At 69.6% G+C, this 23343-nt stretch carries 18 protein-coding genes; 14 read left to right on the top strand and 4 right to left on the bottom strand.

Annotated features, from left to right (window positions below; all coding sequences use genetic code 11):
• Nucleotides 1-1395, bottom strand: a complete 1395-nt coding sequence (locus WG898_RS15695) for an undecaprenyl-phosphate glucose phosphotransferase (RefSeq protein ID WP_339603739.1) — start codon at nucleotides 1393-1395, stop codon at nucleotides 1-3.
• 157 nt (nucleotides 1396-1552) lie between these two features.
• Between WG898_RS15695 and WG898_RS15690 the strand changes: the two genes are divergently transcribed.
• The 6 genes from WG898_RS15690 (at nucleotide 1553) to aspS (ending at nucleotide 8210) form a co-directional block, all read left to right on the top strand.
• Nucleotides 1553-2062 (top strand): hypothetical protein, encoded by a 510-nt coding sequence (locus WG898_RS15690; protein WP_339603738.1) that lies wholly within the window; start codon nucleotides 1553-1555, stop codon nucleotides 2060-2062.
• Nucleotides 2059-3615, top strand: a complete 1557-nt coding sequence (gene ubiB / locus WG898_RS15685; protein ID WP_339603737.1) for a ubiquinone biosynthesis regulatory protein kinase UbiB — start codon at nucleotides 2059-2061, stop codon at nucleotides 3613-3615. The genes WG898_RS15690 and ubiB overlap by 4 nt, the downstream gene beginning before the upstream one ends.
• 133 nt (nucleotides 3616-3748) lie before the next feature.
• Complete coding sequence (locus tag WG898_RS15680; RefSeq protein ID WP_339603736.1) at nucleotides 3749-5227, top strand: high affinity choline transporter 1; 1479 nt, start codon at nucleotides 3749-3751, stop codon at nucleotides 5225-5227.
• Nucleotides 5228-5260: 33 nt separating this feature from the next.
• Nucleotides 5261-5551: an FmdB family zinc ribbon protein gene (locus WG898_RS15675; RefSeq protein ID WP_339603735.1), complete on the top strand. Its 291-nt coding sequence runs from the start codon at nucleotides 5261-5263 to the stop codon at nucleotides 5549-5551.
• Nucleotides 5552-5643: 92 nt separating this feature from the next.
• Nucleotides 5644-6297 (top strand): DUF502 domain-containing protein, encoded by a 654-nt coding sequence (locus tag WG898_RS15670; protein WP_339603734.1) that lies wholly within the window; start codon nucleotides 5644-5646, stop codon nucleotides 6295-6297.
• A 119-nt stretch (nucleotides 6298-6416) separates the two neighbouring features.
• Complete coding sequence (aspS, locus tag WG898_RS15665; protein ID WP_339603733.1) at nucleotides 6417-8210, top strand: aspartate--tRNA ligase; 1794 nt, start codon at nucleotides 6417-6419, stop codon at nucleotides 8208-8210.
• Between the two features lie 221 nt (nucleotides 8211-8431).
• Here the strand turns inward: aspS and WG898_RS15660 are convergent, their stop codons facing one another.
• Together WG898_RS15660 and WG898_RS15655 are read right to left on the bottom strand one after the other, a co-directional pair.
• Nucleotides 8432-9988 carry a PAS domain-containing sensor histidine kinase gene (locus WG898_RS15660; protein ID WP_339603732.1) on the bottom strand — a complete coding sequence of 519 codons (1557 nt, stop codon included), beginning with the start codon at nucleotides 9986-9988 and terminating at the stop codon, nucleotides 8432-8434.
• Between the two features lie 52 nt (nucleotides 9989-10040).
• The gene (locus WG898_RS15655; protein ID WP_339603731.1) at nucleotides 10041-11081 is read right to left on the bottom strand and encodes an AraC family transcriptional regulator; all 1041 of its coding nucleotides are present in this window, start codon (nucleotides 11079-11081) and stop codon (nucleotides 10041-10043) included.
• A gap of 90 nt (nucleotides 11082-11171) precedes the next feature.
• Between WG898_RS15655 and WG898_RS15650 the strand changes: the two genes are divergently transcribed.
• The 3 genes from WG898_RS15650 to WG898_RS15640 are packed head-to-tail and all read left to right on the top strand — an operon-like array spanning nucleotide 11172 to nucleotide 16478.
• Entirely contained in the window at nucleotides 11172-12821 is a 1650-nt protein-coding gene (locus WG898_RS15650; protein WP_339603730.1) for an FAD-binding protein, read from the top strand.
• A gap of 36 nt (nucleotides 12822-12857) precedes the next feature.
• Nucleotides 12858-14519, top strand: coding sequence for an acetolactate synthase large subunit (locus tag WG898_RS15645; RefSeq protein ID WP_339603729.1), 1662 nt, complete (start codon nucleotides 12858-12860; stop codon nucleotides 14517-14519).
• A 54-nt stretch (nucleotides 14520-14573) separates the two neighbouring features.
• Complete coding sequence (locus WG898_RS15640) at nucleotides 14574-16478, top strand: ATP-binding protein (RefSeq protein WP_339603728.1); 1905 nt, start codon at nucleotides 14574-14576, stop codon at nucleotides 16476-16478.
• Here the strand turns inward: WG898_RS15640 and WG898_RS15635 are convergent.
• Nucleotides 16475-17506: an AraC family transcriptional regulator gene (locus WG898_RS15635; protein WP_339603727.1), complete on the bottom strand. Its 1032-nt coding sequence runs from the start codon at nucleotides 17504-17506 to the stop codon at nucleotides 16475-16477. The two genes, WG898_RS15640 and WG898_RS15635, sit on opposite strands and share 4 nt — an antisense overlap.
• 145 nt (nucleotides 17507-17651) lie before the next feature.
• Between WG898_RS15635 and WG898_RS15630 the strand changes: the two genes are divergently transcribed.
• The 5 genes from WG898_RS15630 to WG898_RS15610 are packed head-to-tail and all read left to right on the top strand — an operon-like array spanning nucleotide 17652 to nucleotide 23338.
• The gene (locus tag WG898_RS15630; protein ID WP_339603726.1) at nucleotides 17652-18581 is read left to right on the top strand and encodes a bile acid:sodium symporter family protein; all 930 of its coding nucleotides are present in this window, start codon (nucleotides 17652-17654) and stop codon (nucleotides 18579-18581) included.
• Nucleotides 18578-19552, top strand: coding sequence for an SDR family oxidoreductase (locus WG898_RS15625; protein WP_339603725.1), 975 nt, complete (start codon nucleotides 18578-18580; stop codon nucleotides 19550-19552). Before WG898_RS15630 ends, WG898_RS15625 begins: the two co-directional genes overlap by 4 nt.
• Nucleotides 19549-20367, top strand: coding sequence for an SDR family oxidoreductase (locus WG898_RS15620; RefSeq protein WP_339603724.1), 819 nt, complete (start codon nucleotides 19549-19551; stop codon nucleotides 20365-20367). The genes WG898_RS15625 and WG898_RS15620 overlap by 4 nt, the downstream gene beginning before the upstream one ends.
• The gene (locus WG898_RS15615; RefSeq protein ID WP_339603723.1) at nucleotides 20364-22142 is read left to right on the top strand and encodes a Vgb family protein; all 1779 of its coding nucleotides are present in this window, start codon (nucleotides 20364-20366) and stop codon (nucleotides 22140-22142) included. The genes WG898_RS15620 and WG898_RS15615 overlap by 4 nt, the downstream gene beginning before the upstream one ends.
• Nucleotides 22139-23338 carry an MFS transporter gene (locus WG898_RS15610; RefSeq protein ID WP_339603722.1) on the top strand — a complete coding sequence of 400 codons (1200 nt, stop codon included), beginning with the start codon at nucleotides 22139-22141 and terminating at the stop codon, nucleotides 23336-23338. Before WG898_RS15615 ends, WG898_RS15610 begins: the two co-directional genes overlap by 4 nt.
• Nucleotides 23339-23343 lie beyond the last annotated feature (5 nt).

The raw sequence follows: 23343 nt of genomic DNA, 5'->3' as shown, positions 1-23343 counted from the left end.
TCAGTAGGCATTGCGGTCGAACAGCATGAGCTTGGCGGTGCGCACGATGATTTGCAGGTCCAGGCCCAGCGACCAGTTGCGCAGGTATTCCAGATCGTATTCGACGCGCGCCTTCATCTTGTCGATGGTGTCGGTCTCGCCGCGCAGGCCGTTCACCTGGGCCCAGCCGGTGATGCCGGGCTTGACCTTGTGGCGCACCATATAGGCCTTGATGAGCTTGCGGTATTCCTCGTTGTGCGCCACCGCATGCGGGCGTGGCCCGACGATGCTCATGCGCCCCTGCAGCACGTTGATGAACTGCGGCAGCTCGTCCAGCGAGGTGCGGCGTATGAAGGCGCCGAATTTGGTGATGCGCGGGTCGTCCTTGGTGGCCTGTCTGACCACCGGGCCGTTGTCCAGACTGCGCATGGAGCGGAATTTGTAGACGATGATCTCCTCGCCGTCCAGGCCGTTGCGGCGCTGCTTGAAGATCACGGGTCCGGGCGAGCTGAGCTTCACGCCCACGGCGATGGCCAGCAGGATGGGCGAGATCAGCACCAGGATCAGGGCGGCCAGCACCACATCGCTGGCGCGTTTGACGAGTTCGTTGATGCCGGTGAAGGGGGTCTCGCAGATGCCCACCACCGGCACCCCGTTCATGTCCTGCAGGCGGCCCTGGATGATGCTGATGCCGAACACATCGGGCACGAAGAACAGCGAGGCGGTGGTGCCCTGGATCTGCTCCAGCAACTGCACGATGCGCGGCTGCGAGCCCAAGGGCAGGGTGATGTAGACCTCGCGCACATTGTGCTGGCGCACATAGTCGCTCAGCTCGCTGAGCATGCCCAGCAGATGTTGGGTGGTGTCGGGATGCAGGCGCTCGTCCTGGCGGTCGTCGAAAAAACCCAGCAGCTCGACGCTGCCGTGCGGCCCCACTGCCAGCGCCTTGGCCACCTTGGCGCCCAGTGGTCCGGCACCCACGATCACCGCGCTGCGCCGCGAGCTGGGCCGCGCGGCCTGCCAGCGCAGCAGGCGCCGGCCGATCAGGATGGCCAGCAGCTGGGCCAGCGGCGTGATGACGCCCCACCACATCAGCACCCTGTCTTCGAAGTAGTGCAGGCTGTTGGTGGCGTAGCCGAACATGCCCAGGATCAGCAGCAGGGTGATCCAGGAGCCCAGCACGTCCAGGGTGGCGCTGACCGGGTGTTCGGCAAAGCGGTTGCGGCCCGGGAAGGTGAGCGCGAACACCAGCAGGCCCAGCGTGTACGAGGAGCGCAGCACCGGCTCATCGAAATAGTCGTTCACCAGGAAGAAGCACAGCACGATCAGGCTGGGCTCCAGGAAGGCGGCGATCAAGGATTGGACCGATTGCGGCGCGCTGTAGAAGGTTCTCTTGTAGCTGCGGTCCTCGAACATCTCGGCGTGGCTCCCGGTGCCTGTCGTGTTGTTTCCTTGCGGCGCTTGTGCCGTCAGTCCAGCCCCCCTGCCTGGACATGAGCGCGGATTCTCTCTCAATAAAGCGGGGGTCCTGACTGGGGCGCCCCCCTAAGTCGAGGCTGTCTACAATCCTCCGATGCTGAACGATTGGTCAAAACTCTGGGCACCGGCGGTGCAGGATCGCATCACCTTGTTGCTCAACCATGTCATTTCGCGCGAGAGCCACGCGATGGCGCGGCTGCAGACGCAGGCCGGCAAGTCGGTGCTGGTGCATCTGAAGGCTTGGCCGGGGTTGCTGCCGGCCGTGCCCGACCTGGCCCTGCAGGTCACGCCCGCCGGCCTGTGGGAGCGGCTCGACGCCGCGCCGGCCGACGCGCTGCGCATCGAGATCGATGCCTCCAACCCCGCCGCACTGGCGCTCGGCGCGCTCACCGGCGCCAAGCCCGGCGTGCAGATCCAGGGGGACGCCGCCTTTGCCGCCGAGATGAACTGGCTGATGGAGAACCTGCGCTGGGACCTTGAGGACGACCTGGCCCAGCTCGTCGGCCCGGCGCCCGCGCATCAGCTTGCACGTTGGGGCGGGGCGATCGCCCAGGCCATTGCCAAGTTTGCCAAGCTGGTCGAAGGCGCGCGCAGCCCGGCATGAGGTACTTCGCCCGCCTGCTGGTCATCGCCTGGACCATTTTCCGCTTCGGCCTGGACGAGATGGCCCTGTCGGGCCTGAGCGGGCGGCGTTTCCGCTGGCTGCGCCGGCTGATATCGGTGGGCCGCAGCTGGCAGCAGCCGCGCGGCGTGCGCCTGCGCCTGGCGCTGGAGCGGCTGGGGCCGATCTTCGTCAAGTTCGGCCAGGTGCTCTCGACGCGGCGCGACCTGGTGCCGGCCGACATCGTCGAGGAGCTGGCGCGCCTGCAGGACGATGTGCCGCCGTTCCCGGCCGAGACCTCGCGCGCCCTGGTGGAGAAAGCCTTCGGGCGCAGGATAGAAGAGCTGTTCGGCAGCTTCGAGGCCGAGCCGGTGGCCAGCGCCTCGATCGCCCAGGTGCATTTCGCCACCCTCAAGGATGGCCGCGAGGTGGCGGTGAAGGTGCTGCGCCCCGGCATGCTGGACGTGATCGAGGACGACCTGGCCCTCTTGCGCACCATCGCCGGCTGGGTCGAGCGCCTCAGCGCCGACGGCCGGCGCCTCAAGCCGCGCGAGGTGGTGGCCGAGTTCGACACCTATCTGCACGACGAGCTCGACCTGGTGCGCGAGGCCGCCAACGCCGCCCAGCTGCGCCGCAATATGGACGGGCTGAACCTGGTGATGGTGCCCGTGATGATGTGGGAGCTGTGCAGCAGCGAGGTGATCGTGATGGAGCGCATGAGCGGCGTGCCCATCAGCCAGCTGCAGCGCCTGAAGGATGCCGGCATCGACATCCCCAAGCTGGCGCGCGATGGCGTCACCATCTTCTTCACCCAGGTGTTCCGCGACGGCTTCTTCCACGCCGACATGCACCCGGGCAATATCCAGGTGAGCCTGGCGCCGGAGACCTTCGGCCGCTATATCGCCTTGGACTTCGGCATCATCGGCACGCTCACCGAGGTGGACAAGGAATACCTGGCGCAGAACTTCATCGCCTTCTTCCAGCGCGACTACAAGCGCGTGGCCGAGCTGCACATCGAATCGGGCTGGGTGCCCCCTGAGACCCGCGTGGACGAGCTCGAAAGCGCGGTGCGCGCGGTCTGCGAGCCGCATTTCGACCGGCCGCTCAAGGACATCTCGCTGGGCCAGGTGCTGATGCGCCTGTTCCAGACCTCGCGCCGCTTCAACGTCGAGATTCAGCCCCAGCTGGTGCTGCTGCAGAAGACCCTGCTGAATGTGGAGGGCCTGGGCCGCCAGCTCGACCCCGAGCTGGACCTCTGGGCCACCGCTAAGCCCTTCCTGGAGCGCTGGATGAACGAGCAGGTGGGCTGGCGCGCCCTGGTGCACCAGCTCAAGAAAGAGGCGCCGCGTTATGCCCAGCTCTTCCCCGAGCTGCCGCGCCTCCTGCACGACGCGCTCAAGCGCCAGGCCTCGCCGCACGATGGCCGCGCCATGCAGGCGCTGATCCAGGAGCAGCGCCGCACCAACCGGCTGCTGCAGGCGCTGCTCTATGGTGCGGTGGGCTTCACCCTGGGGCTGCTGGCGGCCAATGTGCTGATGCGCGTGCATTGGTTCTGAGTTCGGACCGAAGGGAAGCCCTGCGGCTTCCCTGACGCCGAACGAAGGGCTGGCTGCCTGCCAGCGGACAGGCTGAGCCGCCTCAAGTTGCACCGATAATCCGGCCCGCCTTCCTTTGCCCGCAACGCTTGCCATGAACACCACGCTGATCGTCTTTGTCGTGCTCTACCTGCTGGGGACCCTGAGCCTGGGGGTCTGGGCCGGCACCCGCATCAAGAACACCAGTGACTTCGCCATTGCCGGCCGCAGCCTGCCGCTGATCATGGTGATCACCACCACCTTCGCCACCTGGTTCGGCGCCGAGACGGTGATGGGCATACCGGCCAAGTTCGTGCAGGGCGGGCTGAGTGCGATTGTCGAAGACCCCTTCGGTGCCGGCACCTGCCTGATCCTGGTGGGCGCCTTCTTTGCCACCAAGCTCTATCGGCAGAACCTGCTGACCATCGGCGACTTCTACCGCCAGCGCTTCGGCAAGGGCGTGGAGGTGTTCTGTTCCAGCGCCATCATCCTGAGCTACCTGGGCTGGGTGGCGGCGCAGATCACCGCGCTGGGGCTGGTGTTCAATGTGCTCACCGACGGCGCCATGAGCGAGACCGCCGGCATGATCGTCGGCACGCTGGCGGTGCTGATCTATGTGGTGATCGGCGGCTTCCTTGCCGTCGCCTGGACCGACTTCATCCAGATGATCGTGCTGGTGATCGGCCTGTCGGTGATCGCGGTGTTCTCGGCCGATCTGGCCGGCGGCGCCGACAAGGTGTTGGCGATGGCGCAGAGCAAGGAGCTGTTCCGCTTCCTGCCCGAGCCCAGTTTCACCGAGATCGCGATGTTCGTCGGCGCCGGCGTCACCATGATGCTGGGCAGCATTCCGCAGCAGGACGTGTTCCAGCGCGTCATGTCGGCCAAGGACGAGAAGACCGCCCGCAACGGCGCCATGATAGGCGGCATCAGCTACATCCTGTTCGCCGCCGTGCCCATGTTCATCGTTGCCAGCGCGGTGGTGGTGATGGGCCAGCAGGCCCTGGACGTGGCTCGCGACGACTACCAGAAGCTGCTGCCCCTGTTCGTGCTCAGCAAGATGCCGCTGGTGATGCAGATCCTGTTCTTCGGCGCGCTGCTCTCGGCCATCAAGAGCACCTCCTCGGCCACGCTCTTGGCGCCCTCCACCAGCTTTGTCGAGAACATCCTGAAGAACCTGCGCCCGCGCATGGGCGACCGCCAGCAGCTGCTGGCGATGCGCCTGACCATCATCGTGTTCGCCGCCCTGGTGCTGGCCTATGCGATCGCGATGCAGGGCACGTCGATCTACGAACTGGTGTCCTCGGCCTACCAGATCACCCTGGTGGGCGCCTTCGTGCCGCTGGTGATGGGCCTGTACTGGCAGCGCGCCACCACCCAGGGGGCGATCTTCTCGCTGGTGGGCGGCATCGCGGTCTGGATCGCCTTCCTGCCCCAGGTCAGCAGCCTGGGCGCGGCCTTCCCGGGCCAGCTGGCCGGCCTGCTGGTGGCGATGGTGGCGATGGTGCTGGGCTCGCTGGCGCCGCAGTGGCTGAAGAACCGCCATGAGCACAAGCGCCATGTGGCGGGCCTGGCCGATGAGGCCGCTCCCCTATAATTCGCGTTTCCTGTCAATAGCTTAGAGCCTCCCATGCCGATCTACGCCTACCGCTGCAGTACCTGCGGTCACGCCAAAGACGTGCTTCAAAAGCTGTCTGATGCCCCGCTGAGCAGCTGCCCCGCCTGTGGTGCGGAGAGTTTCAGCAAGCAAATCACCGCCGCCGGCTTCCAGCTCAAGGGCTCGGGCTGGTATGCCACCGATTTCAAGGGCGGCAGCACGGCCGCGCCGGCGGCCACGGCAGGCGCCACGGCAGCAGCACCCGCGGCCGAGGCCGCACCGGCCGCCGCCACGCCTTGCGGGGGCTCCTGCGCCTGCCACTGAGTCGGGACCAAGCGCCGTGCCAGTGCACGGCGTTTGCCCGACGAAGGAAGGGGCGCCTGCCAGCGCCCCGGCCACATTCCACAAGGAATCCAGTGAGAAAGTACATCATCGCCGGCCTGCTCGTCTGGTTGCCGCTTGCCATCACCATCTGGGTGTTGCATCAGGTGCTGGGCGTCGTCAACGGCGTGTTCGACTCGCTGCTGGGTGCCCTCAAGGTGCTCTCGCCAGCCTCCCTGCACGATGGCATCACCAGCCTGCGCGACATCCCCGGCCTGGGCCTGGTGATACTGGTGGGCGGCCTGCTGCTCACCGGCATGTTCGTGGCCAATATCTTTGGCCAGTGGTGGCTCAGGCAATGGGACAAGCTGATGTCCAGCATCCCCATCGTCAAGAGCATCTACAGCTCGGTCAAGCAGGTCTCGGACACGCTGTTCTCCAGCAGCGGCAACGCCTTTCGCGAGGCGGTGCTGGTGCAGTATCCGCGCGAGGGCAGCTGGACGATTGCCTTCGTCACCGGCTCGCCCAGCGGCGAGGTGGCCAGGCATTTCCCCGAGGAGCATGTGAGCCTGTACGTGCCCACCACGCCCAACCCCACCTCGGGCTTCTTTCTGATGATGCCGCGCACCAGCATCCGATCGCTGGACATGAGCGTGGACGAGGCGCTCAAGTACATCATCTCGATGGGGGTGGTGGCGCCCGGCCCGGTGGCCCTGGAAGCCGGCAACCACCGAAATTTGCCGGGTTGATCGCCCCGGCCGGCGTTCAACCCTGAGGGCAGCCTGCCCGCCAGAGCCTCAATCAAGACAAGACCTGACCCCGCCGCATCCGGGATGCGGCGCACCTGCAAGAATTCGGAGAACTAGATATGCGTACCTGCTATGCCGGCCAAGTCAGCGAGAAGCTGCTCGACCAGACCGTGACCCTGATGGGCTGGGCCCACCGCCGCCGCGACCATGGCGGCGTGATCTTCATCGACCTGCGCGACCGCGAGGGCCTGGTGCAGGTGGTCTGCGACCCCGATCGCGCCGAGATGTTCAAGGTGGCCGAAGACGTGCGCAACGAGTTCTGCCTGAAGATCGTCGGCAAGGTGCGCGCGCGCCCGGCCGGCACCGAGAACGCCAACCTCACCAGCGGCAAGATCGAGATCCTCTGCCATGAACTGGAAGTGCTGAACCCCTCGGTGACGCCTCCGTTCCAGCTCGACGACGAGAACCTCAGCGAGACCACGCGCCTCACGCACCGCGTGCTGGACCTGCGCCGCCCCTATATGCAGAACAACCTGATGCTGCGCTACCGCGTGGCGATGGAGGCGCGCAAATTCCTGGACGAGCATGGCTTCATCGACATCGAGACGCCCATGCTCACCAAGAGCACGCCCGAGGGCGCGCGCGACTACCTGGTGCCCAGCCGTGTGCACGACGGCACCTTCTTCGCGCTGCCGCAATCGCCCCAGCTCTTCAAGCAGCTCTTGATGGTGGCCGGCTACGACCGCTACTACCAGATCACCAAGTGCTTCCGCGACGAAGACCTGCGCGCCGATCGCCAGCCCGAATTCACCCAGATCGATATCGAGACGAGCTTCCTCACCGAGCAGGAAATCCGTGACATGTTCGAGGGCATGATCCGCCACGTCTTCATGAAGGCGCTGAACGTGGACCTGGGCGCCTACCCGGTGATGAAGTATGCGGACGCGATGCACCGCTTCGGCTCGGACAAGCCGGACCTGCGCGTCAAGCTCGAGTTCACCGAACTCACCGACGTGATGGGCGATGTCGACTTCAAGGTCTTCTCCACCCCCGCCACCACCCCGGGTGGCCGCGTGGTCGCCCTGCGCGTGCCGGGCGGCGCGGCCATGAGCCGCGGCGAGATCGACAGCTACACCGAGTTCGTGAAGATCTACGGTGCCAAGGGCCTGGCCTGGATCAAGGTCAACGAAGTGGCCAAGGGCCGTGAAGGCCTGCAAAGCCCCATCGTCAAGAACCTGCACGACCGTGCCGTGGCCGACATCCTGGCGCGCACCGGCGCGCAGGACGGCGACCTGCTGTTCTTCGGTGCCGACAAGGCCAAGGTGGTGAACGACGCCATCGGCGCGCTGCGCCTGAAGGTGGGCCACAGCGAATTCGGCAAGGCCAATGGCCTGTTCGAAGACCGCTGGGCGCCGCTGTGGGTGGTGGACTTCCCGATGTTCGAGCACGACGAAGAGAACGACCGCTGGGCGGCCGTGCACCATCCCTTCACCGCGCCCAAGGATGGCCATGAGGACCTGATGGTCAGCGACCCGGGCAAGTGCATCGCCAAGGCCTACGACATGGTGCTCAATGGCTGGGAACTCGGCGGCGGCTCGATCCGTATCCACCGCGCCGAGGTGCAGAGCAAGGTGTTCGACGCCCTCAAGATCAGCAAGGAAGACGCGCAGGTCAAGTTCGGCTTCCTGCTGGACGCGCTGCAATACGGCGCGCCCCCGCACGGCGGCCTGGCCTTCGGCCTGGATCGCCTGGTGACGCTGATGACCAAGGCCGATTCGATCCGCGACGTGATCGCCTTCCCCAAGACCCAGCGCGCCCAATGCCTGCTGACCGGCGCACCTTCCAACGTCGACGAGAAGCAGCTGCGCGAGTTGCATATCCGCCTGCGCAATGCGGGGGCTGCGGCGGCCTGAGCTGCGGCTGTTCGCTAACTTCCCAAAGGGCCGCAGTAGCGGCCCTTTTTCATGGGGCATCGCCAAGCATCTGTGGACCTTGGTCCGGTTGCGCGCGTTTGCGGCGAGCTGGCACGGGCGGCCTGATCGTCACCGAATCGACAGGCCGCTATGTGCCGGTTCCCAGACACCGGTGCAGCCAATTCTGGCCTGGACGCTTCGCCCGCCTGCCGCGACGCGCATCAAGCATGCGGCGGCCCCGGCGGCGCGCAGCGCGGCAGCCGCAGCTCCACGCTGAGGCCCTGGCCGGGCGTGCTGCTGAGCGCGATCTGGCCGCCCAGCAGGCCGGTCACGAGGTTGTAGGCGATGTGCAGGCCCAGGCCCGAGCCGCCCTGGCCGAGTTTGGTGGTGAAGAAGGGATCGAAGGCGCGCGCAAGATGGGCGGCCGACATGCCCACGCCGTTGTCGCGTACCCACAGCGTCAGGGCCTCGGGGCCTGCGGCCTCGGCCTCGATGCTGATATGGCCGGGCCCGCCCTCGGGAAAGCCATGCTGGGCCGCATTCGTCACCAGGCCGATCAGCAGCTGCACCAGCGGCCCGGGGTAGCTGTCCAGCTGCAGCCGCGCATCCACCCGCTGGTCCAGCGTGATGCCACGCGGACGCAGGGTCGGCAGCAGGCTCAGGCTGGTTTCGTGCACCACCGCGGCGAGCGCAAACTCGCGGCGCTGGTAGTCCGACTGCGACACCGCCACCTGCTTGAAGCTGACGATCAGCTTGCTGGCCCGCTCCAGGCTGTGCAGCAGCAGCTCGGTGCCCGCCGCCAGCTCGCCCAGAAACTGCTGCAGCTGCGATTTGCGCAGGCCCGCCTGCAGCGCCAGCTCGAAGCCGCTGCGCTGGTCCGCCAACGTGCTGGCCATCAGCAGGGCATTGCCTATGGGCGTGTTGAGTTCATGCGCCACCCCGGCCACCAGGCTGCCCAGCGCGGCCAGTTTCTCGCTGCGCACCAGCTCCTGGGTGCGCGCCTGCACGCGCATCTCCAGGCTCTGGTTGAGCTCCTGCAGCGCACGCTGCGCGCGCAGCAGCTCGGTGATGTCGCGGTAGCTGGTCAGCACCTTGCGGTCGCCGCCGACCTCGACATAACGCCCCGACAGCAGGCAGTCGCGCACGCTGCCGTCGGCATGGCGCAGCCGCACCTCGCGCTCCAGCACCTCGGGGCTGCGCAAGAGATCCTCGGCATAGCGTTGGCGTTCCGCGGGTTCCAGCCAGAAGCCGAAGCGGTTGCCGCCCTGGCCTTCCTTGCTGCCTGGCGCATAACCGAAGGCCTGGTACCAGGCCTGGTTCCAGAAGCTCTCGCCCAGGCCAGGCCGCAGGGGCGAATAGGACATCGGCAGCGGCGCCGCGTCGAAGAGGGCAAAGAAGCTGCGCTCGCTGCGGCGCAGATCCAGCTCCTCGCGCTTGCGCGCGCTGATGTCGGTGCCGGACACAAGCAGCAGCGTGCCTTCGCCATCCAGCCCGCTGGCCGACCAGAGCAGCCATTGCTCTCGCCCGTCGGGCGCGGCATGTCGCAGCTCCAGCGGTTCGCTCGCCTTCAGCAGGAGCTGGCTGCCTGGCAGGCCCAACGCATCCAGGCGCTGGCCCAGCACCTGCTCGCGCGGCAGACCCAGCAGTTGCAGCAGCGCCGGGTTGGCGTCGACCACGCCATCGTCGGCCAGGCGCACCATCGCGAGCGGCTGGGGCAGCGCGTCGAACACCAGGCGCCGCGCTAGCGCCTGCATGCTGCGGGTGGATGCGGGGTGCATGAGCGGCAACTATACGGGGGCGGGCTGCCGTGGCGCCTTTGTCGTGCTGCGCTCACGGCCGTTTCCGACGCTGCTCCCGCCACGCCCCCGGTGTGCTCCCGGTCCAGCGCCTGAAGGCGCGCCAGAAGGTGCTGGGCTCGGCGAAACCCAGCAACTGGCCGATCTCGGCGAGCGGCTGGGCGCTGCGGGCCACGGCCTGCAGGGCGGCATCGCGGCGGGCCTCGTCGAGCAGGCGGCTGAAGTCCAGCGGCGGCTCGGCGGCGGCCATGCGCCTGGCCAGCGTGCGCGGGCTCAGGGCCAGGGCCTGGGCGGCCTGCGCGCGCGCGGGCAGCCGGCCTTGCTGCAGCTGCGCGGCGATCCAGCGGCGCAGCTCTTGGGACAGCTGGGCGGGGCTGGAGAGCTCGGCCAGGCGAGCGGCGGCGAGCCGGCGCTGGGCATGCGACTGCTGTGCGTCGGCCTGGGGCAGGGGCGCGTCGAGCAGGGCGTTGTCGAACAGCACGCCACTGAAGGCCTGGTCGAAGGCCACCGGGCAACGGAACAGCTGCTGGTAAGCGGCCAGGGGGCCGATGGCGGGCTGGTTGAATTGCAGCTTCAGCGGGCGCAGCAGCGTCCGCCCGCCCTGGCGGCCGGTGACGGCGCGCGCAAAGCTGACCACGGCGGCCAGCACGGCCTCGATCTGATGCGGGCTGTAGGCCAGCGTGCCCTGGCGTGGGTGGTAGACCACCCAGCTGGACTGCCCGCCGGCAATGATCTGCAGGCGCGCGCCGTCGCTGATCAGGCGCTGGTATTTCTGCACCAGGGCGATGGCCTCGCGCAAGCTGGCCGAGGCGCGCAGGGCCTCGCCCAGTACCGCAAAGCTGGCCGGCCCCACCTGCGCGCCGGCCTTGAGGCCGAAGCCGGGATCCTGTGTGCACTGCACGGCGGCGCGCCACAGCCTCGTCACCTGGTCGATGGGCCAGCGCTGCTGAGCCGCCAGCTCCGCCGCCGGAATGCGCGCGGCCGCCAGCACGGCCTCGGACGGCACCCCCAGCCGGGCGGCGGCGGCCAACACGGTGTGCACCCAATCCAGCGAGACGGTGGCCTGCAGGGTCAAGCTGCCTGTCCTCCAAGGTCAATCGAGGCGGCATCATAGGCCGCTAAGCTGCACGCGTCTGCACTCATGCATGCCCGAGGAGAGCGGCCGATGGAACAGCAAGCGCAACAGCAGCAGCATGCCTGCGATCTGGTGGTGGTCGGCGGTGGCCTGGCCGGCATCGTCACCGCGCTGCAGGCCCTGCGCGCCGGCCAGTCCGTGTGCCTGGTGGATCGCGACACGCCCGAGCGCCTGGGTGGCCTGGCGCTCTGGGCCTTTGGCGGCATGGCCCTGGTGGGCACGCCGCTGCAGGCGCGCATGAAGATCCCCGACAGCCCCGAACGCGCCTATCGCGACTGGCTGCGCTTTGGCGAGTTGGAGGCCGAGCCCGCCGACAGCCCGCGCCTGCAATGGGCGCGCCATTACGTGGAGCGCTCGCGTGCCGAGGTCTACGACTGGCTGATCGCCGAGGGCATCAAGTTCATGCCCGCGGTGAACTGGGTGGAGCGCGGCCTGCACGGCGATGGCAACAGCCTGCCGCGCTATCACATCGTCTGGGGCACGGCGCGCGCGCTCACGCTGACGCTGATCGCCGCGCTGCGCGCCGCCGCTGGTGGGGGTGGGGGTGGGGGCGGCCGCCTCACCCTGCTGCACGGCCACCGCGTCACGGCGCTGGAGCGCGAGGGCGCTGCGATCACGGGCGCCATCGCCTTGGATGAACGCAGCGGCGCCGAGCGGCGCCTGCGCGCGCCGGTGGTGGTGCTGGCCATGGGCGGCATCAACGGCAGCCATGCCCAGGTGCGCGCCAACTGGCCGGCGCAGCGGCCGCTGCCGGCCAGCATGCTCAACGGCGCCCATCCCTTTGCCGATGGACGCTTGCACCAGTGGGTGGACGAGCATCTGGGCGGGCAGATCACCCATGCCGGCGAGATGTGGAACTACGCGGCCGGCTTTCCCCATCCCTATCCGCATTTTGCTGGCCACGGCCTCTCCACCATCCCCTGCAAATCGGCGCTGTGGCTGGACCACAGCGGCCGGCGCATCGGCCCCCAGCCCCTGGTCACCGGCTTCGACACGCATTGGCTGTGCGAGCGCGTGGCCCAACAGGCGAAGCCCTGGACCTGGCATCTGCTGAACTGGCGCATCGGCGCCAAGGAGTTCGCCATTTCCGGCGCCGAACACAACCAGCGCATCCGCGACCAGCAGTTCCCGCAGTTCCTCAAGGAGACCCTGCTGGGCAACCACCGCCTGCTGCGCCAGATGCAGCGCGAGAGCCCGCATTTCCTGGTCGACGCCACGCTGGCCGGCCTGGCCGCCAAGATGAACGCGCTGACCGCTTCGCACGATGTCGACGCCGCCGTGCTGCAGGCCAGCGCCGATGCCTTCGACGCCAACTTCGCCCGCGGTGCCAGCCTGCACAACGACGACCAATTGCGCCGCATCCTGCATGCGCGCCAATGGGGGCCCGACAAGCTGCGCACCTGCAAGCCCGCGCCACTGCAACTGCGGGGTGCCGGGCCCTTCATCGCGATCCAGATGCAGTTGATCACGCGCAAGAGCCTGGGCGGCCTGCAGACCGATCTGCAAAGCCGCGTGCTCGACGCCGCAGGCCGGCCGATCAGCGGCCTCTACGGCGTGGGCGAGGCGGCTGGCTTCGGCGGCGGCGGCGCCTGTGGCAGGCGCTCGCTCGAAGGCACCTTCCTGCCCGGCTGCATACTCACCGCGCGCGCCGCCGTGCGGTCCATCGTCGCGGGCCGTTAAACGATTAGGCCCCAGCCAAACCATAAGGAGACAGCCATGCCCAATGGCGCACAAGCCCTGATGAAGACCCTGGTGGATGCCGGCATCGAGGTCTGCTTCAGCAACCCCGGCACCAGCGAGATGCACTTCGTGGCCGCACTGGACAGCGAGCCCCGCATGCGTGCCGTGCTGACCCTGTTCGAGGGCGTGGCCACCGGTGCGGCCGACGGCTACGCGCGCATGGCCGACAAGCCCGCCGCCACCCTGCTGCACCTGGGTTGCGGCCTGGGCAACGGCCTGGCCAATCTGCACAACGCGCGCAAGGGCAAGGTGCCGGTGCTCAATATCGTCGGCGACCATGCCACCACGCATACCCGCTACGACGCCCAGCTGCAGTCCGATATCGAGACCGTGGCGCGCAATGTCTCGCCGGGCTTTGTGCGCACCTCGCAGAGCAGCGCCGAACTCTGCCGTGACGCGGCCGCGGCGATCAGCGCCGCGCGCGGCCTGCCGGGCCAGGTGGCGACGCTGATCCTGCCGGCCGATGTGTCCTGGGGCGAGGGCGCCACGCCCGCGCCGCCGCCGCCGCTGCCTGTGCCTGCTGCGGCCGACGCGGCCACGGTGGCGGCCATCGCCGAACTGCTGCGCTCCGGCCAGCGCTGCGCCTTGCTGCTGGGCGGGCGTGCCCTGCGCGAGCCGGCCCTGCTGGCGGCGGCACGCATCGCCGCGGCGCAGGGCGGCGTGCGCCTGCTGGCCGAGGTCTTTCCCACGCGCATGGAGCGCGGCGCCGGCCTGCCGGCGGTGGAACGCATCGCCTACCTGGCCGAGCTGGCCAGCGTGCAGCTGGCCGATGTGCAACAGCTGATCCTGGTGGACGCCAAGTCGCCGGTGTCCTTCTTCGCCTACCCGGGCAAGCCCAGCGATCTGGTGCCCGCCGGCTGCCATGTGCATACCCTGGCCACGCCCGCGCAGGACGCCGCCGCCAGCCTGGAAGCGCTGGCCCTGGCCCTGGGCGCCGGCCAGGCCGAGCCCCGGCTGCAAGCCGCGCATCGGCCCGGCCGGCCGCGCGGCCGGCTCAACGCCGCCAAGGTCTGCAAGGCGGTGGGCCAGCTGCTGCCGGAGCGCGCCATCATCGTGGACGAGGCCATCACCTCGGGCCTGATGCTTGCGCTGATGACGGCCGGCGCGCCGCGCCACGACCTCATCACCCTGACCGGCGGCGCCATCGGCCAGGGCCTGCCCAACGCGGTAGGCGCGGCGGTGGCCTGCCCGGATCGCCCGGTGCTGGCCCTGGTGGGCGACGGCTCGGCCATGTACACCATCCAGGCGCTCTGGACCATGGCGCGCGAGCGGCTCAACGTCACCACGATCATCTTCAACAACGCCGCCTACTCGGTGCTCAAGGTCGAGCTGGAGCGGGTCGGTGCGGCCGAGAGCGGCCCCAAGGCGCGCGCGCAGTTCGAGCTGAATGGCCCGGTGCTGGACTTCGCTCGCCTGGCCCAGGGCATGGGGGTGCACGCGGTGCGGGCCGGCAGCGCCGAAGACTTCTGCACGGCGCTGGAATACGCGCTCGCCCATCCGGGCCCGCATCTGATCGAGGCCCTGGTGCCCGAGTCGCTCGGCGCTGCCAAGCGCCGCGTGCTGCCCTGGCTGCTGCGCGCCATCCCCGGCCTGCCGCCCGCCATGGCGCGCGCGCTCAAGCGCAAGATCTCACCCTGACGACGCCTGCCGCTATGCTTGCGAACTTTCTGACAGCATGGCGAGACGCAAGACATGACCCTGGGAGCGGCTGACAAGCAACGCTGGGAGCGCATCGTGATGCGCCATCCGAGGCTGGCCTTGCCGCATTTGCGGGCTGGCATGGCCTCGTCCGAATCCGGACCGTCTCACGCCGCCCTGCTGGGCGCCTTCTTCGTGCTGGAGCGCTGGGGCCGCGCCGCCGAGCTGCAGGGCGAGCTGCAGGCCGCGCTGCAGACCTTGAGGCGAGAGGTCGAGCGCCAGCGCTCGCTCAGCGAGGCGGCCGAACTCAGCGAGGCGCTGGGCCGCCTGCATTACCAGCGCGGCGACTATGTACAGGCCTGCCAGGCCTGGAGCGAAACGCTGGACTGGGCCGAGGACGATTCACGCCCCGCCTGCCTGGCGCGCATAGGCCTGGCCCACCTCTGCTACGCGCTGGGCGACTGGGCGCGCGGTGGCCGCGTGCTGGACCAGGCCGAGCTGCACTATGCGGGCCTGGCGCAAGATCCCTATCTGCGCGCCAAGATCGCGCTCAACCGCGCCGCCTCGCTGCGCGCCACCCAGGGCCCGCAGGCGGCGCGCGCCGTGCTGGACGAGGCCCTGGCGGCCGCCCGCGAGGCCGGCCATGCCGACTACCAGGCCGAGGCCCTGTGGCACCAGGCGCGTTGCGCCAAGGACAGCGGCGACGCCGCGCAGGCGCTCAGGCTGGCCCAGCTGACCCTGGCCTCGGCGCAGCGCTGCGGCTACCGCTGGCTGCATGCCCAGGCCGCGCTGTTGCTGTGCGAGCTCAGCAGTGGCGAGGCTGCCGTCGGCTGGGCCGGCCAGGCCCTGGCACTGGCCGAGGCCCTGCAATCGCGCCATCTGCAGGCCGCGGCCCATGGTCGCCTGGCCGAGCTGATGCGCGAGCAGGGCGAGCTGGGCCCCAGCTGGCATCACCAGCAGCAGCGCCAGCGCCTCGAATCCACGCTGGATCAGGGCCAGCTGCCGACGCAGCTGGAGGCCCTGGCCCGCTTCGACACCGACCCGCATGGCGCAGACGCCTTGTTGCTCGCCCTGGCCGGCCAGGCCTGGCCGCTGGATGACATGGCCGAGTTCGAGCGCCAATGGCAGGCGCTGCAGCCGCGCCTGGTGGAGGCGCTGGGCCTGAGCGCGGTGGGCCTGCAATGGCAGCGCCTGGGCACGCGGCCCGAGGCGGGAGCGCCGCAGGACGCGCGTCTCGCGCTTGAGCTGTGCCTGCAGGGCCGCCCGGTGGGCCGGCTGCTGCTGTGCCGGCCCGCGGGCGCGAGCTGGTCGCGCGCCGATGGCCGGCGCGCGCAGCGCCTGGCGGCCTGGCTGGAAGGGCTGCTGGCGCGCCTGGAGCAGAGCCTGCAGCGTGCCGAGACGCAGGCCGCCGAGCATGCCGAACTGCAGGGCCTGGACCGCCTGCTGGCCGCGCAGCTGGAGAGTTGGCGTGCCCAGCTGGAGCAGGGCGGCGCAGCACTGGAGTCGTTAGCTGAGCAGATGCAGGCGCTGGCCGAGTTCCGCCGCGGCGCACAGGACCATCAGCCGCGCGAACTGCTGCTGGCCGAGGAACTGGCCCGGCTCAAGACCGTCTATGCGCCGCTGCTGCGGGCGGGCGGCTGCGAGCTTGATTGGGTATTGGCGCCTGAACTCGTGCTCTGCCAGGCGCCGGCCCCGTGCCTGCGCTTGCTGGTCGAGTTGCTGATGCTGGCATTGGCGCGCGGCGCGCGGCGGCTGAGCCTGGCAGCCGAGGCTGCCGCCGAGGGCGCCATGCTGAAGCTGCAATACCGCGATGGGCTGGCCGCGCCCAAGAGCGGGCTGGACATGCTGACGCTGCAGCTGCGCCGCCTGGGTGGCACGCTGCGGGCCGAGCCCTGGGGGCTGGAGATCGACCTGCCGCTGCAGGCCGCCAAGCCGGCGCGCAAGCCGCGCAGGCGTTAGCCTCGCCTGGCCGCGCTGGGCGTCATGCCGGTCCAGCGTTTGAAGGCGGCGCGGAAATTGGCGGCCTCGCTGAAGCCCAGGCTGGCGGCGATCTCCTCGTTGCTGAGCCTGGTATGGCGCAGATAGTCGGTGGCGAGCCGGCAGCGCACCTTGTCCAGCAGTTGCTGATAGCTGCTGCCCTCCTCGGCGAGCTGGCGGCGCAAGGTGCGCGAGCTGATCTGCCATGCCGCCGCCACTTCCTCGATGCCGGGAAAACGCCCCGGCTCGCGCAGCAGCAGGGCGATCAGGCGACTGCTGAGTCCGCGCGCCTGCTGGAATTCGGCCAGCAGGCGCTCGCAGGTTTCGCGCGCCACCTGGGCGGTGGCCGGGTTGCCCTGGGCCGGCACATGCGCCAGCCAGCTGGCGTCAAAGCGCAGCTCGCAGCGCCCGCTGGAGAATTCGGCCGGGCAGCCCAGCAGCTCGGCATAGCGCGCCGCATGCGCGGGCGCCGAATAGGGCAGGCAGATGGCGAGCGGCGTGAGCGCTGCCGTTCCCAGCACATCGCGGTGCAGGGCCAGCTGGGTGCCCAGCTGCCACTCCAGCACAAAGCGGTAGAGCGGTGTCTGCTCGCCCAGCTGGTAGGCGTCGCCGAATTCCCAGGCCACCCAGGGCCCGCGCTCGGCAAAGTCCATGTCCAGCAGCGGCGCGCTGAGGGCGCGGTACTTCACGGCCATGGCCACGGCCTCGCGCGCCGTCGGGCTGCTCAAGAGCGCATAGCCATACAGGCCGAACTGGGTGATGCGGGCGGCCAGGCCGGCGCGCAGCGCCACATCGGCCTGCGGCGAGAGGCGCAGCGCATTTGCGCACACCGTCAGCAGCTGCTGGGCGCTGATGCGGGTGTCGGGCCGCGGCAGCGCCTCGCGCTGCAGGCCGGTGCCGGCCAGGGCCGCATCGGCGGGCACGCCCAGGCCCAGCAGTATCTCCACCAGCGCCTGCAGCTTGTGCGGGCGGTGGATGCGTTCGTCGAGCTGGGCAAAGTCGCTGGCCATGGCGGGGCAGTGTAGCGGTCCTGTCCGAAATTCACCTGTTTGTGGCGTTTGCAACCTCGGCAGACGCGGGCCGGCCGTCAACAATCGCTGCACCGCACGGGCTCCGCAGAGGGCCCGGCTCACCTCAGCGTCGGAGACAACGCGCATGCTCGCTGCCAACCCGCAAGCCATCGACCTGGTGCGGCTGAACTTCAACCCGCAGGCCCAGCTGGCACTCAGCCTGGTGCTGGCGCTGGTGATGTTCGGCATCGCGCTGGACCTGCATCTGGACGACTTCAAGCAGGCGCTGGCCAGGCCGCGCGCGCTCGTGATCGGCATGCTCAGCCACCACCTGCTGTTCCCGGCGGCCACCTTCGCGATGATCCAGCTGCTGCAGCCGGCGCCCTCCATAGGCCTGGGCATGCTCTTGGTTTCATCCTGCCCGGCCGGCCATATCTCCAACTTCTTCACCCACCGGGCGCGCGGCAATGCGGCGCTGTCGGTCTCGATCAGCACGCTCTCGACCCTGGGCGCGATCGTGATGACGCCGCTCAATGTGACGTTCTGGGCCTCGCAGGACCCGGCGCTGGCGGCGCTCTTGCGCAGCTTCTCGCTCGATCCCTTGCGCATGCTGCTGGAGGTGGGCCTGCTCCTGGGCCTGCCGCTGGCGGCCGGCTTGGGCGTCAAGGCGCGCTCGCCCGCACTGGCGCAGCGCCTGCACGGGCCGATGAAGCGCTTTTCGATGCTGGTGTTCCTGGCCTTTGTGGTGGGCGCACTGGCGCTCAACTGGGCCATCTTCATGGAATGGGGGCGCTATGTGGTGCTGCTGGTGCTGGCGCACAACGCCATGGCCCTGGCCGGCGGCTATGGCTTCGGCCGGCTGGCGCGCCTGCCCGAGCGCGATTGCCGCGCCGTGGCCTTCGAGACCGGCATCCAGAACTCGGGCCTGGGCCTGGTGCTGATCTTCAATTTCTTCGGCGGCCTGGGTGGCATGGCCATCATCACCGCCTGGTGGGGCATCTGGCATATCGCCGCGGGCATGGGGCTGTCGAGCTTCTGGCTCTGGCGCGATGGCCGCAAGGGGGTGGCAGCATGACGTCGAGAGTGCTTGTCACCGGCAGCGGTGGCTATCTGGGCCGGCAGCTGGTGGAGGCGCTGGCGGCCTCCAGCGAGCGGCCCGAGCTGCTCGTGGCCATGGACCTGCGCGAGCCGCCGCCCGCGCAGCGCCTGACCGGCGTGGTCTATGCCCAGGGCGATATCCGCAGCGCCGATCTGCAGGCGCTGATGATGCAACACCGCATCCAGCAGGTGGTGCATCTGGCCGCCATCGTCACACCGCCCAAGGGCAGCGACCGGCAGCTGGAGTACGAGGTCGATGTGCTCGGCACGCGGCGCCTCTTGGAGGCCTGCGTGGCCAGCGGTGTGGCCCAGGTGCTGATCTCGTCCTCGGGCGCGGCCTATGGCTATCACGCCGACAACCCGGCCTGGCTCAAGGAGAGCGACCCGCTGCGCGGCAACGAGGAATTCGCCTATGCCTGGCACAAGCGCCTGGTGGAGGAGCTGCTGGCCGACTACCGGCAGCGTCATCCCATGCTCAAGCAGACCATATTGCGCGTGGGCACCATCCTGGGCGAGCAGGTCGACAACCAGATCACCGCGCTGTTCGAGAAAAAGCGCATCCTGGTGCTGCGCGGCGCGGCGAGCCCTTTTGTCTTCATCTGGGACCAGGACGTGGTGGCCATCATCCAGCATGCGCTGCGCAGCGGCCGGGCCGGCATATTCAATGTGGCCGGCGATGGCGCGCTGGGCCTGCGCGAGCTGGCCGTGCGCATGGGCAAGCCCTGCCTGGTGCTGCCGCCGCTGCTCTTGCAGATCGCGCTGGCGATCGGCCACAAGCTGGGGCTGACGCGCTACGGCCCCGAGCAACTGCGCTTTCTGCGCTACCGCCCGGTGCTGGACAACCAGCGCCTCAAGACCGAGCTGGGCTATCGGCCGCGCAAGAGCTCGGCCGAGGTGTTCGAGCTCTGGTGGGCGAGCCGCCAGCGCGCAGCGCAGACGCGGCCATGAGGGCCCTCTGGCACGGGCAGGTGGCCGTGGTCACCGGCGCGGCGGGCGGCCTGGGCGCGGCGCTGGCCCGGCGCCTGGCCGCTGCGGGCGCGCGCGTGGCCCTGCTGGACCGTGACGGTGCCGCCGCCGAAAAGCTGGCCGTCGAGTTGCGCGGCAGCGGCTGCCAGGCGCTGGCCTGGGGCTGCGACATCAGCGATGCCGCCCAGGTGCAGCAGGTGTTCGCCCAGCTGGAAGGGCAGTGGGGCGCGGTGACGCTGCTGATCAACAACGCCGGCATCGCCGCGCGCGCTTTGGCGCGCGATTGCCGCGCCGAGGTGGTGCGGCGCGTGATGGCGGTGAACTATTTCGGCGCGGTGCATTGCACCGCGGCGGCGCTGCCCTCGCTGCTGGCCGCGCGCGGCCGCATCGTCGTGATCAGCAGCGTGGCGGGTTTTGCGCCGCTGATCGGCCGCAGCGCCTATGCCGCCAGCAAGCATGCGCTGCACGGCTATTTCGACAGCCTGCGCAGCGAGCTGCACGAGGCCGGCGTTGCGGTGACCCTGGTCTGCCCCAGCTTCATCGCCACCGGCATCGAGGCCGCGGCGCTGGGCGGCGACGGCAGGCCGCTGGCGCGCCGGCGCGATGTGAGCGGCCGCCTGGCCACGCCGGACGAGGTGGCCGCGCAAATCCTGCGTGCCGCGGCGCGGCGCCAGCGCCTGCTGCTGCCCAGCGCCACCGCGCGCGCCGCCTACCTGCTGAGCCGGCTGGCGCCGGCGCTTTACGAGACCCTGATGCGCCGCCGCGTGGGCGCCGAATTTGCCGAGGATCAGCGATGAAAAACACCCTCATGTCCCTGACCCTGCTGCTGGCGCTGGCGCCGGCCGCTGCGGCGACGCTGCAGGTGATGGACGATGCCAGCGGCCGGCCCTTGCCCATGGTGATGCTGCGCGTCTTCCCGCTCAAGGCCCCGGCCCTGCCCAGCAGCGACGGCGGCTACCCGCCGCCCGGCAAGCCCTTCGACGTCTGGCGCGAGCACAGCGTGTTCAGCGATGCCGAAGGCCGCGCCGAGCTGCCCGATCAGCCGGCCAGCGCGCCCCAGCAGCAGCTGCGCCTGCGCAAGCCCGGCTATCAAGACCTGACCCTGCCGCTGGCCGCGGTAAAGGGCCCGCTGCGCCTCAAACGCGAGACCGACCCGCTGCGCCTGGCCGAGGCCAAGCCTGCGAACGCCTGGCTGGGCGCGCTGGAACTGGGCGACCCCGCGCGCCGCCTGCACTTCCAGACCCAGTGCACCTTCTGCCACCAGCAGGGCAATGCCGCGCTGCGCCGCGAGCGCAGCGAACAGGAGTGGAGCGAGGCGATCCAGCGCATGCTGCGCTACGGCGCGCGCCTTTCCAGCGAGGACCAGCAGGCCCTGCCGGCGATCCTGGCCAAGGGTTATCAGGCGCTGCGCGAGCATCCCGAGCGCGTGGGCGAGACGGCGCCCTGGGCGAGCGAGCTGGCGCAGGCGCGCATCAGCGAGTGGCCGGTGGGCGACGCGATGTCGCAGGCCCACGACGTGCTGCTGGCGCGCGATGGCACCCTCTATGTGGCCGACAACATCCAGGACCGGCTCTGGGCCCTGGACCCCAGGAGCGGCCGCATGACGGTGCACAAGATCCCGCACCTGCCCGGCGACGAGCCGGGGGGCCTCTTGAGCGCACGCCTGCGCGAGTTCCCGCGCCACGATTCGACCTCCAACGCGCATTCGCTGGCCGAGTCGGCGCGCGACGGCCATATCTTCATCACCCCCTCGGCGCAGCGCCGCATCGTCGAATTCGATCCTGCCAAGGCCGAGTTCCGCCTGCACGAGATCGGTGGCGGCTTCTACCCGCACACCATACGCATCGACGCGCAGGACCGCGTCTGGTTCACGCTGGCGCTGTCCAACCAGGTCGGCATGCTGGACCGCACGAGCGGGCGCTTCAAGCTCTACGACCTGCCGGCGCGCAGCTTCGGCGAGCGCATGACCACGCGCTATATCGGCGCGCTCTACTGGCTGATGCGCCAGGGCGTTCCGCTCACCAACTGGCTCAAGGTCGATCGCGCCGGCACCGGCACGCCCTTGCCCTATGGCATCGACATCACGCCCGACGGCCGCGTCTGGATCGCGCGCCTGCACACCGACGAGATCGGCGTGATCGATCCCCGCACGGACGAGGTGCGCATGATCGCCACCCCCTTCAAGGGCCCGCGCCGCCTGCGCGCCGATGCCCAGGGCCGCTTGTGGATCGCCGCCTTCCCCGAGTCGGCGGTGGTCTGCTATGACCCCGCCAGCGGCCGCTTCACGCGCTATGACCTGCCGGTGAAGCCCAAGGGCAGCGACACGCCGTATTCGCTGAACGTCGACAAGGTGCGCGGCGTGGTGTGGGTGAACGGCAACCAGTCCGATTCGCTCTATGCGCTGGAGATCGCCAGCGGCCGCTGGACCCAGTACCCGCTGCCGCGCCGCGTGGCCTTCACTCGCGATGTCGAGATCGCGCCGGATGGCAGCGTCTACACCTCGACCTCCAGCTTCCCGAGCTGGCATGTGGAGGATGGCCAGCCCACGCTGATCCATCTGCAGCCGCGATGAGTGTCAGCGTCAACCCGCGCCCCTGGTTCCTCGCCTCCTGCCTCGCTGCCTTCACGGCCGGGCACATGATCAACTACAGCGTGATCCTGATGGCGCAGGACATGCTGGGCTCGGCCTGGCTCTCGGGCCTGGGCCTGGGCCTGTGTTTCGGCCCGCCCCTGCTGCTGGGCTGGTTTGCCGGCGTGCTGTGCGACCGGCTTGCGCCCGGGCGCGTGATCCAGGCCGCGCAGATCTGGTTCGCGCTGGCGGCGGCGGCGCTCTGGTTCAGCCAGCAGCGCGGTGCCACGGGTGCGCCCAGCCTGCTGCTGGCCGCCGCCTGCGCCGGCGTGGCCTGGAGCTTTGCCTCGCCGGCGCGCATGGCAGCGCTGGCGCAGATCGTGCCGGCGGCGCAGCTCAAGCGCAGCTCGGTGCTGTTCAATGTGTTCGTGATGCTGGGTTTCGGCCTCGGGCCGCTGATGATCGCGCTGCTCAAGCGCGCGGGCGGCTGGCCGCTGGTGGTGCAGGGCATCGTGGTGCTGGTGGCGCTGGCATCGCTGCTGCTCTTGCCGGTGCGCACTCAGCGCGCCGGCATGGAAACGGCGCACCGTCAATCGCTCGCCACCGAGGTGGGCGAAGGCCTGCGGGCGGTGCGCAGCCGGCCGCTCTTGCTGCAGCTGATGCTGGTGGCGATGGCCGGCTATCTGGCGATGGGGCCGATGCAGGTGCTGCTGCCCAAGCTGGCCAGCGCCCAGCTGGGTCTGGCCGAGCTGCAGCGCGGCCTGCTGCTGGGCAGCCTGGCGCTCGCGCTGATACTCGGCGGGGTGCTGGCGATGCTGATAGGCCCGCGCCTGCTGCATGGGCCGGCGATCTTCGTGACGACCCTGGGTGCGGGCCTGGCCCTGGCCGCGCTGGGCAGCACGCATGCCGTGGGCCCGGCCCTGGCCCTGCTGGCCGCGGTGGGCATGCTGGGCGGCATGGGCTTGAGCCTGATCGTGGCCGGCATCCAGGCCGAGGCGCCCGCGGCGTTGCGAGGGCGGGTGCTGAGCATGTACACCATCATCTCGCAGGTGGTGCCGGCGGCCTCGGGCGTGCTGGCGGGCGCGCTGGTGCAAGTCTGGGGCGTGAGCATCGCGTTGTGGGTGTGCGGCGGCACGCTGGCGGCGCTGATGCTGATCAATCTCATATGGATGCGGGCGCTGCGAACGCAGCGTCGTTGAAGCTC

This window comes from Paucibacter soli (genome assembly GCF_037482845.1).
In the GTDB taxonomy this organism is placed as follows: domain Bacteria; phylum Pseudomonadota; class Gammaproteobacteria; order Burkholderiales; family Burkholderiaceae_C; genus Paucibacter_B; species Paucibacter_B soli.
The sequence above is the reverse complement of the archived record's forward strand: the minus strand, read 5'-3'. Positions and strand labels throughout refer to the sequence as shown.

Coding starts and splice junctions, on each gene's coding strand:
- WG898_RS15695 (WP_339603739.1), bottom strand. CDS start 1,395: ATGTTCGAGGACCGCAGCTACAAGAGAACCTTCTACAGCGCGCCGCAA.
- WG898_RS15690 (WP_339603738.1), top strand. CDS start 1,553: ATGCTGAACGATTGGTCAAAACTCTGGGCACCGGCGGTGCAGGATCGC.
- ubiB (WP_339603737.1), top strand. CDS start 2,059: ATGAGGTACTTCGCCCGCCTGCTGGTCATCGCCTGGACCATTTTCCGC.
- WG898_RS15680 (WP_339603736.1), top strand. CDS start 3,749: ATGAACACCACGCTGATCGTCTTTGTCGTGCTCTACCTGCTGGGGACC.
- WG898_RS15675 (WP_339603735.1), top strand. CDS start 5,261: ATGCCGATCTACGCCTACCGCTGCAGTACCTGCGGTCACGCCAAAGAC.
- aspS (WP_339603733.1), top strand. CDS start 6,417: ATGCGTACCTGCTATGCCGGCCAAGTCAGCGAGAAGCTGCTCGACCAG.
- WG898_RS15660 (WP_339603732.1), bottom strand. CDS start 9,988: ATGCACCCCGCATCCACCCGCAGCATGCAGGCGCTAGCGCGGCGCCTG.
- WG898_RS15650 (WP_339603730.1), top strand. CDS start 11,172: ATGGAACAGCAAGCGCAACAGCAGCAGCATGCCTGCGATCTGGTGGTG.
- WG898_RS15645 (WP_339603729.1), top strand. CDS start 12,858: ATGCCCAATGGCGCACAAGCCCTGATGAAGACCCTGGTGGATGCCGGC.
- WG898_RS15640 (WP_339603728.1), top strand. CDS start 14,574: ATGACCCTGGGAGCGGCTGACAAGCAACGCTGGGAGCGCATCGTGATG.
- WG898_RS15635 (WP_339603727.1), bottom strand. CDS start 17,506: ATGGCCAGCGACTTTGCCCAGCTCGACGAACGCATCCACCGCCCGCAC.
- WG898_RS15630 (WP_339603726.1), top strand. CDS start 17,652: ATGCTCGCTGCCAACCCGCAAGCCATCGACCTGGTGCGGCTGAACTTC.
- WG898_RS15625 (WP_339603725.1), top strand. CDS start 18,578: ATGACGTCGAGAGTGCTTGTCACCGGCAGCGGTGGCTATCTGGGCCGG.
- WG898_RS15620 (WP_339603724.1), top strand. CDS start 19,549: ATGAGGGCCCTCTGGCACGGGCAGGTGGCCGTGGTCACCGGCGCGGCG.
- WG898_RS15615 (WP_339603723.1), top strand. CDS start 20,364: ATGAAAAACACCCTCATGTCCCTGACCCTGCTGCTGGCGCTGGCGCCG.
- WG898_RS15610 (WP_339603722.1), top strand. CDS start 22,139: ATGAGTGTCAGCGTCAACCCGCGCCCCTGGTTCCTCGCCTCCTGCCTC.